Below are 15,375 nucleotides of genomic sequence, written 5' to 3'. Positions count from 1 at the left end.
TTTTCATGCAGCTTAATCCTGCTGAAATTAGCGATTTGATTAAAGCCAAAATCGAAAATCTGTCCGTCAATGCAGAAGTGCGTACCCGTGGTACCGTTGTTTCTGTTACAGACGGCATTGTGCGCATTCATGGCTTGTCAGACGCGATGCAAGGTGAGATGCTCGAATTCCCCGGTAACACTTTCGGTCTGGCCATGAACTTGGAGCGTGACTCCGTCGGTGCCGTAGTGTTGGGTGAGTACGAACACATTAAAGAAGGCGATACAGTTACCTGTACCGGCCGTATTTTGGAAGTGCCGATTGGTAGCGAACTGGTTGGTCGCGTGGTTGATGCATTGGGTCGTCCTATCGATGGTAAAGGTCCAATCAACACAACATTGACTGCTCCAATCGAAAAAATTGCACCAGGTGTGATTGCGCGTAAATCGGTTGACCAACCAATGCAAACCGGCCTGAAAGCCATTGACTCTATGGTTCCGGTTGGTCGTGGCCAACGTGAGTTGATCATTGGTGACCGTCAAACCGGTAAAACTGCCGTAGCACTGGATGCCATCGTTAACCAAAAAGGTACAGGCGTTATCTGTATTTATGTGGCTATCGGTCAAAAAGCATCTTCTATTGCCAACGTAGTACGCAAATTGGAAGAGCATGGTGCGATGGAACACACTATCGTAGTTGCTGCAACTGCTTCTGAAGCCGCTGCACTGCAATACATCGCTCCTTACTCCGGTTGTACCATGGGCGAATTCTTCCGTGACCGTGGTGAAGATGCGTTGATCGTATACGATGACTTATCTAAACAAGCCGTTGCATACCGTCAAATTTCCCTGCTGTTGCGCCGTCCTCCTGGCCGTGAAGCATATCCTGGCGACGTATTCTATCTGCACTCCCGTCTGTTGGAACGTGCGGCCCGCGTTAGCGAAAACGAAGTTGAAAAACTGACCAATGGCGAAGTAAAAGGCAAAACCGGTTCTCTGACTGCGTTGCCAATTATTGAAACCCAAGCCGGTGACGTATCAGCATTCGTACCAACCAACGTAATTTCGATTACAGACGGCCAAATCTTCTTGGAAACCGACTTGTTCAACGCCGGTATCCGTCCTGCAATCAATGCCGGTATTTCCGTATCGCGCGTAGGTGGTGCAGCACAAACCAAAGTCATCAAAAAACTGGGTGGCGGTATCCGTTTGGCGTTGGCACAGTACCGTGAATTGGCGGCGTTCTCGCAATTTGCTTCCGATTTGGACGAAGCAACACGCAAACAGCTGCAACATGGTGAAGTGGTTACTGAATTGATGAAACAAAAACAATTCAGCACATTGAACACTGCCGAAATGGCATTGACTTTGTGGGCGATCAACAACGGTTCTTACGCAGATGTTCCGGTATCCAAAGCCTTGGCTTTCGAAGCAGAATTCTTGAGTTTTGTACGTACGCAACATCCTGAGGTTCTGGAAGCGATTAATGCATCAGGCGCAATGTCTGACGAAAGCGAAAAAGCATTAACCGAAGCCATGAAATCTTTCAAATCTTCTTACGCTTACCAAGCATAAGTATTGAGATGAAAGGAGTCTGAAATGGCAGTCGGAAAAGAGATTCTCACCAAAATCCGTAGTGTTCAAAATACCCAAAAGATCACTAAAGCGATGCAAATGGTGTCGACCTCTAAAATGCGGAAGACTCAAGACCGGATGCGCTTAGCGCGTCCGTACGCCGAAAAAGTGCGTACAGTGATGAGCCATCTTGCACAGACTAATGCCGATCATGGTATCAAATTGTTGGCGCCGCACCGCGAAGTGCGTCGTGCCGGTTTCATTTTGATTACCTCGGATAAAGGTTTGTGCGGTGGCTTGAACGCAAACGTACTGAAAAAGTTTTTGGCGCAAGTTCAAGAGTATCAGGAACAAGGCATCGAAGTCGAAGTCGTGTGCCTGGGTAGTAAAGGTTTGGCTGCATGCCAAAGCATCGGTTTGAATGTTATTGCCAGCGCAACCAATTTGGGCGATACCCCAAAAATGGAATTGCTGCTCGGCCCTCTGACCGAAATCTTCCAACGTTATGAGAAGCATGAATTAGACCGCATCCATATGGTTTACTCACGTTTCGTCAATACAATGCGCCAAGAGCCGCGTATGGAAGTTTTGCTGCCTATCGGTGAAAACGTTATTGACGACGAAGCAGGTCATTCTTCATTTACTTGGGAATACCGCTACGAGCCGAGTCCTATCGCCGTATTGGAATATTTGGTTCGCCGCTATTTAGAGTCTGTGGTTTATCAGGCATTGAGCGACAACATGGCATCTGAACAAGCCGCGCGTATGGTAGCGATGAAAGCCGCAACCGACAACGCAGGCAATGCCATTAAAGAATTACGCTTGGTGTACAACAAATCGCGTCAAGCCGCGATTACCACAGAATTGTCAGAAATTGTAGCAGGTGCAGCGGCAGTTTAATGCCGTCTGAAGCCTGAACAGGAAATTAGGATACGATAATGAGCCAAGGCAAAATCGTACAAGTTATTGGTGCGGTGGTTGACGTGGAATTTCCACGCGACGCTATCCCGCATGTTTACGATGCCCTGAAATTGGACGAGAACGGTCTGACTCTGGAAGTTCAACAGCTTCTGGGTGACGGCGTTGTCCGTACTATTGCAATGGGTAGTTCAGACGGCCTGAAACGCGGCATGTCTGTAAGCAATACTGGTGCGCCAATCACTGTGCCGGTAGGTAAAGGTACATTGGGTCGTATTGTCGACGTATTGGGTACGCCTGTTGATGAAGCAGGTCCGATCGATACCGACAAGAGCCGTGCCATTCACCAAACTGCTCCGAAATTCGACGAGTTGTCTTCAACTACCGAATTGTTGGAAACGGGTATTAAAGTGATCGACTTGCTGTGTCCGTTTGCTAAGGGCGGTAAAGTAGGTCTGTTCGGTGGTGCCGGTGTGGGCAAAACTGTGAACATGATGGAATTGATCAACAACATCGCCAAAGCGCACAGCGGTCTGTCCGTGTTCGCAGGTGTGGGTGAACGTACCCGTGAAGGTAACGACTTCTACCACGAGATGAAAGATTCCAACGTATTGGATAAAGTAGCCATGGTGTATGGCCAAATGAACGAACCTCCAGGCAACCGTCTGCGCGTTGCTTTGACCGGTTTGACTATGGCCGAATACTTCCGTGACGAAAAAGACGAAAACGGTAAAGGTCGAGACGTATTGTTCTTCGTTGACAACATCTACCGTTACACTCTGGCCGGTACTGAAGTATCTGCACTGTTGGGCCGTATGCCTTCTGCAGTGGGTTACCAACCGACATTGGCTGAAGAAATGGGTCGTTTGCAAGAGCGTATTACCTCTACCCAAACCGGTTCGATTACTTCCATCCAAGCCGTATATGTACCTGCGGATGACTTGACTGACCCGTCTCCAGCGACAACTTTCGCCCACTTGGACGCCACCGTCGTATTGAGCCGTGATATTGCATCTTTGGGTATTTACCCGGCAGTTGACCCGCTTGACTCTACTTCACGCCAATTGGATCCGATGGTATTGGGTCAAGAGCACTACGACGTAGCGCGCGGTGTACAGTCTACTCTGCAAAAATACAAAGAATTGCGCGACATTATCGCCATTCTGGGTATGGACGAATTGTCTGACGAAGACAAACTGACTGTGATGCGTGCCCGTAAAATCCAACGCTTCCTGTCTCAACCGTTCCACGTTGCCGAAGTATTTACCGGTTCTCCAGGCAAATACGTTTCATTGCGTGACACCATCGCCGGCTTTAAAGCCATCTTGAACGGCGAATACGACCATCTGCCTGAACAAGCGTTCTACATGGTAGGTGGCATCGAAGAAGCGGCTGAGAAAGCGAAAACCTTAAACTAAGGAGGCCGGCATGAGCACCATGCAAGTTGAAGTGGTTAGTAGCGAGCAAAACATCTATTCGGGCGAGGCCAGCTTTGTAGTGGTTCCGACCGTTCAAGGTGAGCTTGGTATTTATCCACGACACGAGCCGATTATGAGTTTGGTACGCCCCGGCGCATTGCGTTTGACTGTTCCGGGTGAAGCTGAAGAAGTGCTGGTTGCCGTTTCCGGTGGCGTTTTAGAAGTACAGCCTGATAAGATTACCGTATTGGCAGACGTTGCCGTCCGCAGTACCGAAATGGATCAGGCGCGTGCTGAAGCAGCTAAAAAAGCAGCCGAAACTGGTGTTTCTGAAGCCAGAGACGAAAAATCTTTGGCCGAAGCGCACAAAGCATTGGCAGCAGCCATTGCCCAGCTGAAAACTTTGGATTACCTTCGTTCGCAAAAAAACAAGTAATGTGGGTTCATCAAGAAAAAGCACAACGAAATGTTGTGCTTTTTTATTTGTCTGAAGATAAGTGGCTTGATATTGAAATGTCGATAGACGAGTAGACGGCAAGTTTGAAATTGAAATGGTAGAACCGACTTCTATGACTAAATTGTTGGTGGATCATTGTCGAAGTAGCTAGCCTTGTGAGTCATTTAAAATAGCCTGCCCAATCTTTTTATCCTCAAAAACAGATTGGATGATTCCTAATTTATTACTACCGCAATAGAATTAAATTTATCAGTATTGAAAATATTAGCGTTTTTCTGAACTCGCATACAAAAAAGGCCGTCTGAAAAGTTTCAGACGGCCTTTAAACCATTAATACGGCATTCGTTTATGATTGGTCGATGGTTTTATCCAGTCCTTGGGTCAGACCGTTGATGTCGCCACCATTCAGTCCCAACTCTTTCAAGAGACCGTCAACCAACGGGGCTTGGCTGCGGTAGCGCAGGGCACTGTTGACCATTTGGTCGGCGAGGCTGGCTTGTGTGGTTTGGCCGTCTGAAACACCTTCCGCACCGTTTGCACCACCGGCAAAGCCACCCAGACCATTGACTTGCAAAATCTTGATGTCTTCGATTTTTTCCATCGGGCGGACGGATTCGCGGATGATGTCGGGCAGGTGTTTCAAGAGGGCAAGGCGGACTTGCATTTCAACTTGTTCAACACTCAGGACGTTGGCAGCTTCGTTCACGGCGCGGGTACCTTCTGCATCAACTTTGTATTGTTGCTCTTGCGCTTGTGCCAACAGAATTTTGGCATCGGCCTCACCTTTGGCTTGCAGGCGGTGTTTTTCGGCTTCGGCTTCGGCGGCAATACGCACGGCTTCAGCGCGGTCTTGTGCGGCTTGTTTTTCGGCTTCAGCGGCAACAGTGAGCGAAATCGCATCTTTTTGCGCAGCCTCTTCAGCGGCAATCAGTTCCACCGCTTTGGCACGCTCGGCGCGTTCGGTTTCGCGCACGGTAATCACGCTCTCTTCTTCACGCACGGCGGCGGCACGGGCTTTGTCGGCCTCGGCTTTGGCTTCGGATTCGGCACGCGATTTCTCGGCAACGGCGATGGCGCGGTCTTGTTCGGCAAGCTCGATGGCTTTGCGGCGTTCGACCTCTGCCTGCTCGACGGCTTGGGCTTTGCGGATGTCTTCGTTTTTAATGTCGCGTTCGGCGGCGATGCGTTTCAAATCCACTTCGCGTTCGGCAGCGATTTTGGCTTCTTCCGCTTCGCGTTTTTTCTGCGCTTCCTGCTCGGCGATGCTGGCTTCCTGTTCGGCGCGGCGCACGGCGATTTCGCGTTCTTGTTCGAGTTTGGCGTATTCTTCTTCGCGCGAGATTTTCAGGCGTTGCTGCTCGGCTTCGAGGTTTTTGGTTTTGATTGCCAAGTCGGTGTCTTGTTCGATTTCGTTACGTTTTTTGCGGCGGCCTTCGATGGTTTCGGTCAGTTTGGTCAAACCTTCCGCGTCAAAGGCGTTTTGCGGGTTGAAGAACTCAAAGCTGGTTTGGTCGAGGCCGGTCAGGGAAACGGTTTCGAGTTCGAGACCGTTTTTAAACAAATCTTCGCTTACGACTTGTTGCACTTTTTGAACGAAATCAACACGTTTTTCGTGCAACTCTTCCATCGCCATTTCGGCGGCAACGGCGCGCAGGGCATCGACGAATTTACCTTCGACGAGGTCTTTCAGCTCATCGGGAGACATGGTTTTCATACCCAGCGTTTGCGCAGCAGTGGCAATGCTCTCGGCGCTGGGTTTAACGCGGACGTAAAATTCCGCCATCACATCAACGCGCATACGATCGCGGGTAATCAGCGCTTGTTGGGCAGCGCGGCGCACTTCAAGGCGCAATGTATTCATGTTGACGGGGATGATTTCGTGCAACACGGGCAGCACCATCGCGCCGCCGTTCATGATGACTTTTTCGCCACCAAAACCGGTGCGGACAAATGAGACTTCTTTGCTGGCACGGCGGTACAGGTGGGTGAGGATGAGGCCGAGTACGAACAGCGCGACGAGTATGACGCCGGCGATGATGCCGATGGAAACTAAGTTCATGGGTTTTCCTTTCTTGTTGTCGATATACCCTTGAGGGGCGTGGGTTCAGACGGTTTTTTTAGGGTTTGGGGTCGTCTGAAAAGGTTAAAAATCTGGGGTTTTAAAGGTACTCGGATTCTTGAATCCGACAATTTGGGTTATGTGCAATACGGCTGAAGCGGAACGATTCGTCGGATTCTTGAATCTGACCTACCACGTTTTCTGTTGTTGTGCATATTTTTGGAACAATTTTGCCAACCCATTCCAGCAGTAATATGCAGCACATCCCGACAGTACGGTTAGGATGAAGATAAAGCAGAAAGTAGCAGGCTCAATTCCTTCAGGCAATACCATTTGGCGCAGAAGCGCATACAGGCAGAGCAAGATGGTTGCCGACCATAACAGTGCAAAAATAAAGCTCCATATCAGCCGCCCTACCGTTGCGCGGACTTCGGTATTTTTCCGTAGCCGGTAATCGGCAATCAGCCGTTTACCGCGCAAATATGCAGACACACCCGCCAAGCCGCTAAAAATCAGGCAAAAAACCACCAATCCTATGTTTTGTTTATCGAAAATGATGCTTGCAAAAAATAAGGCGAAAAATGTTTCAAGCGTCCATATTGCCCAATGAATGGCGGGGTAGCGGATTTGCGGGTTTTCAGACGACCTGAACCAGCCTGTCAGTCGTCCGCCGAAATAGATACCGTACCACGCCCCTGCCGACAATAAGGCGACGAGTATCAGATTTGCAGGTTCACTGCCCGCTCTGGTCAGACCATACAAAGCCGTTACACCCGACAGAAACGCGGCAAGCCACAATATTAAGGCCGCTGTCCGTTTCAGCCATAATGCTGCCGAGTTGGATTTTTCCAAACTTGGCTCGTTGTTAAGAGAGTTATCCATACAAATTTGTTTTCCTGATTATTGTTTTGTGTTTTATCAATATTCTTGGGTGTTTCTTTTTTCGCAGTCTGATAGCTGGGTATCTTACCTTGAATTCCACTGCCAACCTGTTAATTCAATAAATGCGTTTTGGGAAGCTGTTGTACAAATATTGTGTCTTCCTAAGCCCAGTAGCCCACAGATGCCTGTTGTTCCTTTACGTTCGGTAATCAGACTGACTCCGATGATGTCACTCATATGTATACGGTCAAACTTCCTGTAAGCCCCGTCATGTCCGCCTTGATAACGGATGCGTCCGAATGCACCGTAAATAATCAATTTTTCGCGATCAATATAAATCGATTTTCGGGTTGTCAGCCCGCACCACCAACGTTCCGCACGCCACAACCACAATAGCGTGAGTACAATAGCCAGCAGCCAAATCATGTTGCTTGAAAATGATGGATCCATCCATTTCACCATCTTCAACCAGAGACCGCCTACGCCGATGAGGCCGAACAAGAAAGCAACCAAGGGTTGAAACAACAAACCTCTGAATAACGAATGCTGAAACAGCAGCCCGTCGCCGACAACGATGACACCTCGCGGCAGCTTGTTTTTCAACGCTTCGATGCGGGATTGCATATCGCGCTCAGGCTGCGCCAAATGACCCATATCTATCCCCGTTTTTTTTTTTTCTAATTAATTGATAAATGGTGATTCATTGCAAACCGGCGTTTATCTGTTCAGACGACCTCAATCCACCAAGCTTCCGCTCGGATTCAAAATCGCTTTAAACGTATTTCCCTCCAACGACACCAGCAACACCGCGTCGCCCTGTTTCAATACTTCGTCGGAATCCGGTTCTGCCATCACATAATGCTGTTGACCATACACATCCTTCACCCGTACCTGCGCCGCGCTGCCCGCCCGTGCTTCGCCCAGTACCACCGTGCCGATGCGTCCGATTAGGCTTTCCTGCGAAACGGCGGTGGTTTCGTCTTTGGGCATGATTTTGTACAGTCCGCCCGCCGTCAGGCGCACCAGCGGCAGCGAAAGGAACCACACTGCGATTGCCGCCAGCCATCCGTTCAGATAGCTGCCGAACACGGCGGCAAAGGTCGTCTGAAACAGGTAGCCCGTCAGTCCGTACACGGCAAGGAACACAACCATCAGCATCAACACCGGCACGCGACCGACATACAGCCAGCTTAAAAACCTGACGAACACGCCTGCGTCCGCCGCGTCCAGCCCGACTTCGGTATGCGCGGTTTCGGTCAGGCTATCGGGCAGCAGGTTGTCCAGCCAGTCGCTGATGCCGCCCGCCAGCATGGAGATGACTTCCAACACGCCGAGCAAAACCATCAGCGCGATGGCGATGCCGAAGATTTCCGTTTCGGGGGCGTTGATTAAATTCCACATATTCCGTTCCTTGTTCTATCAACTTTCAGACGACCTTAAATAGACAAATAATACTTCTAGAATCGAGGTCTGGATTCCCGCCTGCGCGGGAATGACGGCATTAGGTATGTCTTATTTGAATTTGACCTATCCGTGCATCCCAAACAGACATTCGGTTTTCAGACGACCTCTCCGCTCTCAATTTCGGCGCGGCATTCAATCGGAAAGTTGACCGAGTTGGCGATGAAACACAGGCGGTGCGCTTCGTGGTGCAGTTCCAAAGCCTTGGCGCGGTCGCTTCCTGCGGCGATGGTAACGCGCGGCTTCAATACGGCGGAGACGAAACGCCCCGCACTCCCATTCCCGCCTTCGTCCATCACCGCTTCGGCATAATCGGTGTAGGCGGTAACGCAGATGCCCGCGTCGGCACACAGGTGCAGGTACCATAGTTTGTGGCAGGCAGAAACGGCAGCCAACAGCATTTCTTCGGGGTTCCAGCGGCCCGCATCGCCGCGGAAGGCCGGGTCGGCGGAACCGTGCAGGTCGGGCTTGCCCTCGGCGGAAACGGTAAAGTTGCGCAAATAAGCGGTGTAGGATGATGTGCCTTCGCCGAGATTGCCCGTCCATGTTGCAGTGGTGCGGTAGGTGTGTTTTTTGCTCATTTTGACATTCCTTTCAATCATTTACTGTTCGCGGTAATAAGACCGTATCAGCCTTAAAACGTCGGTTCTATTCGAGCCAGAAATAGGCAGATACGCCGGCTATCACGCTGATGCTCAGCCACAGCAGGATTTTGGTTTCCGCCCATACGTCATCCCAATACCGCCCCCGCAGCGCGCTGATAATGTCGGGTGTGCAACAGAATTCGATGCATTCGACAAATTCGTCCCAATCCTTAAACATCACAAAGTAAAGCAATACGGCGGTTAGCAAGCCGATCAAGATGGCAAAAATCATTAAATTCCCCTATTTTTCAGGCGACCTGTGCGTACCGTAAAGAAAGGTCGTCTGAAACCGCTCCTAACTTTTCCCTAAGTCCTGCGTGTTTAAATGTCTATACCGACAACAGACGCAAAGGGAACGAAATGAAACATTCTCAGTCGCAATATACAAAGCCGTCCAAACCGCTTTTGAAAAAACTGCTGCTTCCTGTCGCCGCTGTTTGCGCCATTTTTCTTGCAGCAGAAGGTTTCGACCTTTACGAAGACTACGCCCAATACCGCATGGAAACCGACCCGGCGTTCGCGCAACACCACGACCGCGCTTTGTCCATCCTGCACAGCAGGGGCTACGAGGTCCACGATTCCGACACCGATCTCTATTGGGCAAGACCCGTTTTGGAATTTGAGGCCTACAAAGGCAGCTTGGAATACAAAATCGTGATGTCTTATCCCGATTTGAACATTCTCGTAGAACGCGTCGATTTATAATCCGCTTCCGAATATTCTTTACTTACCCCACGTCCCGAAAGGATACGACATGAAAAAACTCTTACCGGTATTACTCTTAGGCAGTATCGCACTGACCGCTTGCGCCGCTCCTTATCCTTACGATTATTATGACGACGACTATCGTACCGACCGCTACGAACAGCGTTATGACCGTTACGACGACCACTACGATGACCGTTATGAGCGCGATTACGACCGTTATGACGACTACCGTTACCGCGACGGCAAGTATTACGATGACGACTACATCGAACACCAAATTTACAGCGATCCGTCTTTCGAGCAAAAACGCGCACAAGTGATGCGGATTCTCGAACGACGCGGCTACCAAGTTCACGAAATCGAAGCCGATGACCGCCGCGGCCGCCCCGTATTGAAAGCCGAAGCCTTCAAAAACGGACGCGAATACGACATCGTTTTCTCATGGCCGGATTTGCGCATCATCAGCGAACGTATCGACTACTAATTCGTTCCGCCAACGCCGCAAGGACAAGCTCCGCGCGGCGTTTTTCTTTTCAGACGACCTTTCCGATAGAGAGGGTCGTCTGAAAACATGGATTATTTTATATAACGAAGAAATGCAATCAGATTTTCATAAAACATCCAAGCCCAAAAAACATACGCAATTAGAAACGGACGATGTTTAAGGAAATTTTTAAACTTTATCCGGCTATGGCATTTCTCCTCTAGTAAATCTAAGAGTTTTTGCTGCTCAGACTCTTCGCAACCTTCCAAAATCTCTGCTTCCAGCATTTCTATGGCTTTTTTGATATGGATTTTCCATCCATCCGCAATCAATTTGTCGCCATATTTTGCCTTCAAGTCATTTGTAATAATAACTGCATAGAATCCCATAATTAAAATAGAAGCAACTATTGCGGGAATGGGGTGATTATCACTAAGAGACCAAACTGCAATAGTTGATAACAGCAACCATGCAGCACGGTGATTCAACATCTTATGGTGGTAATCAATCTGCTCAGCAAGCTCATAAATCTTATTAACAAAATTCATCTTATTTCCCCGCCTTTAAGGCTGCCAATCGTTCGGCAATACGGTTGTTGCGGCTCAAGTCTTCCAATTCCTTCAATTTTGCCAACTGCGCCGCATCGGTGCTGCTATGTACCGCGTTTTGACGACCCATCACGCGGTCAAAGGTGTTGCCGCTTTTTTCGGCATCACGGGCGATGCGGTTGAGGTCGCTGCCGTTGCCACTGGCTGTTTTGCCTGTCCCCATGCTTTGCTGTGCGGCACGCCAGTCTTGCAACTGCTGCTGCATCTCGCGTTTTTTCGCCTGCAAGGCGGCGATAAAACCTTCAAGTTCTTTTTCCTGTGCGGCGCAGTCGGCGATGGTGTTTTCCAAAACAGGCAGCCGCGCTTCGATGTCCATTTGTTCGGCGATACCCGCCTCGGCAAGATCGTCGCGCCCAGCGGCTACGGCAGCTTGCAGGTTGGCATCGATGGCTTCGTGGCGGTTGCTCTCGTCCGCCATTTTCTTGGCGGCAAGGTGTTTCTGCGCCAACACTTTGCCCAATTCGGCACGCACTTCATCTACTGCGTTCTCGATTTCGCGGATGCTTTCGTTCATTACCGCTTCAGGCGCGAGGTTTTCCGCCGCATCAATCAGGGCATGAAAACCGCCGCTTACCAGACGGCCTACTCGGCGGGATAGGGTTTCGCTCATTTGGATTTTCCTTTCACTAAAATGTGTTTGTTTCATTTGGTATGGCGGCAGTCTTAAACTTCATTTGCCTGTTGTACGATCTTCGCTAGTTTCAAAGTGTTTTCAAGCTGTTGCAGCACGGTATCGTCGTATGCCGCGCCTTTGCCGGTTACGGCGAGCTGCAGGATACTGTCGGTGAGGCGGACGATGCGCCACATCAGTTCGCGTTCGTATTTTTTCAAACTTTCGAGGTCGGCTTCTTCGGGCAGATCGGCGGCAAGCGTCGCGCCCAAGTCGGGCAACTGCTCAAACAAGCGCGCGACGATATGCGAATGCACCCCCGCCTGCTTTTCCGCGTGCAGCACGTCATGTTTCGCCGCTTGGAAAAACTGCTCCTGCGCCGTCAGCGCGGAACCGTAATCGCGCGTCTGTGTATGCGCCAAACGCGCCTGCTTGAGCAGCTCGCGGATTTTTTCAGACGGCGTATTCGCGCCTTCTATTTTTAATTCGGCAATAAAATCAGCATCTTCCTGAGTGATTCTTACGCTGACTGGGATACGGTTTGTTGTATTCATATTCGTTTAATTTGGTTTGTATTCATTTGTATACAAATATACAAGATGAAATGACAAGGCGCAATATTTGAAATGGTTTATTTTTGTAAACCCTAAAACTCGCTAAAACACGTTTGCGGATACATGGGGAGAACCGAGCTTTTCCTTTATAATCCATCCATCTATTTTTCACTTATTTCAAGCAGGTTCACCATGTCCAAACCCACTCTCCTCCTCGTTGACGGCTCTTCTTATCTCTACCGCGCTTATCACGCGATGGCGCAGTTGTCCGCGCCTGACGGTGCGCCGACGGGTGCGCTTTATGGCGTGTTGAACATGCTGCGCCGGTTGCGGGCGGATTATGTGCATGATTATTGCGCGGTGGTGTTTGATGCGAAGGGCAAGAATTTCCGCCATGAGATGTTCCCCGACTACAAGGCGACGCGCCCGCCGATGCCGGATGATTTGCGCCCGCAGGCGGAAGCCTTGCCGGATTTGGTGCGGTTGATGGGCTGGCCGGTGTTGGTGATTCCGCAAGTGGAAGCGGACGACGTTATCGGCACGCTGGCAGCGATGGCCGGCGAAGCGGGTTGGAATGTGGTGGTATCCACCGGCGATAAGGATATGGCGCAGTTGGTGAACGAGCGCGTGACGCTGGTGAACACGATGAGCGGCGAAACGCTGGACATTGAAGGTGTGAAGGAAAAATTCGGCGTGCGCCCCGACCAAATCCGCGATTATCTCGCGCTGATGGGCGACAAGGTGGACAACGTGCCGGGTGTGGAGAAGTGCGGTCCGAAAACGGCGGTGAAGTGGCTGGAAGCCTACGGCTCGCTGGCAGGCGTGATGGAACACGCTGCGGAAATCAAGGGCAAGGTCGGCGAAAACCTACAAGCCGCGCTGCCCCAATTGCCGCTTTCGTATGATTTGGTGACGATTAAAACCGATGTGGACTTGCACACTGAGCTTTCAGACGGCCTCGAAAGCCTGCGCCGCACTTCGCCGAAATGGTCGCAACTTGCGGTCGATTTCAAACGCTGGGGCTTCCGCACTTGGCTGAAAGAAGCGGAAAGCCGTATGCACGAAGCGGCGGACGGCGATTTGTTCGGCAGCGATACGATAGGCGAACAGGCGGCGTTGGACATGGAAACGTCGTCTGAAAGGCTACCTGAAAAAGCCGTTGCGCCCGAAAAACTGGATTATCAGGCCGTTACCACCGAAGCGCAGTTTGCCGCCTTGTTGGACAAACTGTCGCAAGTGGACAAAATCGGTATTGATACGGAAACCACGTCCCTAGACGCGATGAACGCCGCGCTGGTCGGCATCAGCATCGCGTTCCAAGCAGGCGAAGCGGTTTATATCCCCGTAGGACACAGCCTGACCGCTGCGCCCGAACAACTTGATTTGCAAGACGTATTAGGTAGTCTGAAAACACATTTGGAAAACCCCGCCCTGAAAAAAATCGGGCAAAACCTCAAATACGACCAACACGTTTTCGCCAACTACGGCATCGCCCTGAACGGCATTGCCGGCGACGCCATGCTCGCTTCCTACATCATCGAGAGCCATCTCGGACACGGCTTGGACGAATTGTCCGAACGCTGGCTGGGCTTGGAAACCATTACCTACGAATCGTTGTGCGGCAAAGGCGTGAAGCAAATCGGTTTTGCCGACGTCGCCATCGAGCAGGCGACCGAATACGCCGCCCAAGACGCCGATTTCGCCCTGCGCCTCGAAGCGCACCTGCGCGCGCAAATGGATGCTAAACAGCTTGAAATGTATGAAAAAATGGAGCTGCCCGTCGCGCAGGTATTGTTTGAAATGGAACGCAACGGCGTACAAATCGACCGTGCCGAACTCGCCCGCCAAAGCGCGGAACTCGGCGCCGAGCTGATGAAGCTCGAACAAGAAGCCTACGCCGCCGCAGGACAGCCGTTCAACCTCAATTCGCCCAAACAGCTGCAAGAAATCCTGTTCGACAAAATGGGCATTCCCACCAAAGGCCTGAAAAAAACCGCCAAAGGCGGCATTTCCACCAACGAAGCCGTGCTCGAACAGCTCGCGCCCGACTACCCCCTGCCCAAAATCATCCTGCAAAACCGCAGCCTGGCGAAACTCAAATCCACCTACACCGACAAACTGCCCGAAATGATTTCCCCCAAAGACGACCGCGTGCACACCACCTACGCCCAAGCCGTCGCCATTACCGGCCGCCTCGCCAGCAACAACCCCAACCTGCAAAACATCCCCATCCGCACCGCCGAAGGCCGCCGCGTGCGCCGCGCCTTCACCGCACCGCAAGGCAGCGTCATCGTTTCCGCCGACTATTCCCAAATCGAGCTGCGCATCATGGCGCACCTCTCCGGCGACAAAACCCTGATTACCGCGTTCCAAAACGGCGAAGACGTACACCGCCGCACCGCCGCCGAAGTGTTCGGCATCGCCCCCGAAAACGTCTCGTCCGAACAACGCCGCTACGCCAAAACCATCAACTTCGGCCTGATTTACGGCATGGGCCAATACGGCCTCGCCAAATCGCTGGGCATAGACAACTTGTCCGCCAAAACCTTCATCGACCGCTACTTCGCCCGTTACCCCGGCGTCGCCGAATACATGCAGCGCACCAAAGAACAAGCCGCCGCCCAAGGCTACGTCGAAACCCTGTTCGGCCGCCGTCTCTACCTGCCCGACATCCGCAACAAAAACGCCAACGCCCGCGCCGGAGCCGAACGCGCCGCCATCAACGCCCCCATGCAAGGCACCGCCTCCGATCTCATCAAACGCGCCATGATAGACGTGTCCCGCTGGCTTTCATACGACCTCCTGCAAAGCAAACTGATCATGCAGGTGCATGACGAACTGGTGTTGGAAGTACCCGAAGCCGAACTGGATCTAGTGAAAGAAAAACTGCCGCAGATTATGGCGAAAGTGGATGAAGGAATGTTGAAAGTGCCGCTGGTAGCTGAGGTTGGTGTGGGGATGAATTGGGAAGAGGCGCATTGAGATGTTATGGCGTTTAACCGATTATTTTGAGAAAGGT

Annotated in this window: 16 protein-coding genes; 7 read left to right on the top strand and 9 right to left on the bottom strand. The window is 51.1% G+C overall.

The window, feature by feature from the left end; all coding sequences use genetic code 11:
• Window positions 1-5 precede the first annotated feature (5 nt).
• From atpA to ACTHTA_RS01815, 4 genes are read left to right on the top strand one after another with little or no spacing between them, the layout of a single operon-like run.
• Window positions 6-1,553: a F0F1 ATP synthase subunit alpha gene (atpA, locus tag ACTHTA_RS01830; RefSeq protein WP_308886990.1), complete on the top strand. Its 1,548-nt coding sequence runs from the start codon at window positions 6-8 to the stop codon at window positions 1,551-1,553.
• A 24-nt stretch (window positions 1,554-1,577) separates the two neighbouring features.
• Complete coding sequence (gene atpG, locus ACTHTA_RS01825; RefSeq protein ID WP_003683919.1) at window positions 1,578-2,453, top strand: F0F1 ATP synthase subunit gamma; 876 nt, start codon at window positions 1,578-1,580, stop codon at window positions 2,451-2,453.
• Window positions 2,454-2,491: 38 nt separating this feature from the next.
• Complete coding sequence (gene atpD, locus ACTHTA_RS01820) at window positions 2,492-3,889, top strand: F0F1 ATP synthase subunit beta (RefSeq protein ID WP_003683789.1); 1,398 nt, start codon at window positions 2,492-2,494, stop codon at window positions 3,887-3,889.
• A gap of 10 nt (window positions 3,890-3,899) precedes the next feature.
• Complete coding sequence (locus ACTHTA_RS01815; protein WP_003683708.1) at window positions 3,900-4,325, top strand: F0F1 ATP synthase subunit epsilon; 426 nt, start codon at window positions 3,900-3,902, stop codon at window positions 4,323-4,325.
• A gap of 367 nt (window positions 4,326-4,692) precedes the next feature.
• Here the strand turns inward: ACTHTA_RS01815 and ACTHTA_RS01810 are convergent, their stop codons facing one another.
• The 6 genes from ACTHTA_RS01810 to ACTHTA_RS01785 form a co-directional block, all read right to left on the bottom strand.
• Window positions 4,693-6,405, bottom strand: coding sequence for a flotillin family protein (locus tag ACTHTA_RS01810; RefSeq protein WP_440364032.1), 1,713 nt, complete (start codon window positions 6,403-6,405; stop codon window positions 4,693-4,695).
• Window positions 6,406-6,594: 189 nt separating this feature from the next.
• Window positions 6,595-7,287: a transglycosylase gene (locus ACTHTA_RS01805; RefSeq protein ID WP_308886993.1), complete on the bottom strand. Its 693-nt coding sequence runs from the start codon at window positions 7,285-7,287 to the stop codon at window positions 6,595-6,597.
• Window positions 7,288-7,371: 84 nt separating this feature from the next.
• Window positions 7,372-7,941: a hypothetical protein gene (locus ACTHTA_RS01800; protein ID WP_308886995.1), complete on the bottom strand. Its 570-nt coding sequence runs from the start codon at window positions 7,939-7,941 to the stop codon at window positions 7,372-7,374.
• Between the two features lie 81 nt (window positions 7,942-8,022).
• Window positions 8,023-8,688, bottom strand: coding sequence for a YqiJ family protein (locus ACTHTA_RS01795; RefSeq protein WP_308886996.1), 666 nt, complete (start codon window positions 8,686-8,688; stop codon window positions 8,023-8,025).
• A gap of 158 nt (window positions 8,689-8,846) precedes the next feature.
• Window positions 8,847-9,329: an OsmC family protein gene (locus ACTHTA_RS01790; RefSeq protein WP_308886997.1), complete on the bottom strand. Its 483-nt coding sequence runs from the start codon at window positions 9,327-9,329 to the stop codon at window positions 8,847-8,849.
• Window positions 9,330-9,396: 67 nt separating this feature from the next.
• On the bottom strand, window positions 9,397-9,624 hold the full coding sequence (locus tag ACTHTA_RS01785) for a hypothetical protein (protein ID WP_308886999.1): 228 nt from the start codon (window positions 9,622-9,624) through the stop codon (window positions 9,397-9,399).
• A 128-nt stretch (window positions 9,625-9,752) separates the two neighbouring features.
• On the opposite strand from ACTHTA_RS01785, the gene ACTHTA_RS01780 reads away from it, so the two are divergent.
• Entirely contained in the window at window positions 9,753-10,097 is a 345-nt protein-coding gene (locus tag ACTHTA_RS01780; protein WP_009312448.1) for a hypothetical protein, read from the top strand.
• 49 nt (window positions 10,098-10,146) lie between these two features.
• Window positions 10,147-10,584, top strand: coding sequence for a PepSY domain-containing protein (locus tag ACTHTA_RS01775; RefSeq protein WP_308887000.1), 438 nt, complete (start codon window positions 10,147-10,149; stop codon window positions 10,582-10,584).
• Window positions 10,585-10,676: 92 nt separating this feature from the next.
• Here ACTHTA_RS01775 and ACTHTA_RS01770 read toward each other — a convergent pair whose 3' ends face one another.
• The 3 genes from ACTHTA_RS01770 to ACTHTA_RS01760 are packed head-to-tail and all read right to left on the bottom strand — an operon-like array spanning window position 10,677 to window position 12,356.
• Window positions 10,677-11,132 carry a hypothetical protein gene (locus ACTHTA_RS01770; RefSeq protein WP_440364031.1) on the bottom strand — a complete coding sequence of 152 codons (456 nt, stop codon included), beginning with the start codon at window positions 11,130-11,132 and terminating at the stop codon, window positions 10,677-10,679.
• A gap of 1 nt (window position 11,133) precedes the next feature.
• Window positions 11,134-11,802 (bottom strand): PspA/IM30 family protein, encoded by a 669-nt coding sequence (locus ACTHTA_RS01765; RefSeq protein WP_308887001.1) that lies wholly within the window; start codon window positions 11,800-11,802, stop codon window positions 11,134-11,136.
• Window positions 11,803-11,855: 53 nt separating this feature from the next.
• On the bottom strand, window positions 11,856-12,356 hold the full coding sequence (locus tag ACTHTA_RS01760) for a hypothetical protein (RefSeq protein ID WP_308887002.1): 501 nt from the start codon (window positions 12,354-12,356) through the stop codon (window positions 11,856-11,858).
• Between the two features lie 192 nt (window positions 12,357-12,548).
• On the opposite strand from ACTHTA_RS01760, the gene polA reads away from it, so the two are divergent.
• The gene (gene polA, locus ACTHTA_RS01755) at window positions 12,549-15,338 is read left to right on the top strand and encodes a DNA polymerase I (protein WP_308887004.1); all 2,790 of its coding nucleotides are present in this window, start codon (window positions 12,549-12,551) and stop codon (window positions 15,336-15,338) included.
• Window positions 15,339-15,375 lie beyond the last annotated feature (37 nt).

The organism is Neisseria sp. P0013.S005, from assembly GCF_051958425.1.
In the GTDB taxonomy this organism is placed as follows: domain Bacteria; phylum Pseudomonadota; class Gammaproteobacteria; order Burkholderiales; family Neisseriaceae; genus Neisseria; species Neisseria subflava.
Note: the sequence above shows the minus strand (reverse complement) of the source record. Positions and strands in the feature narration are given on the sequence as shown.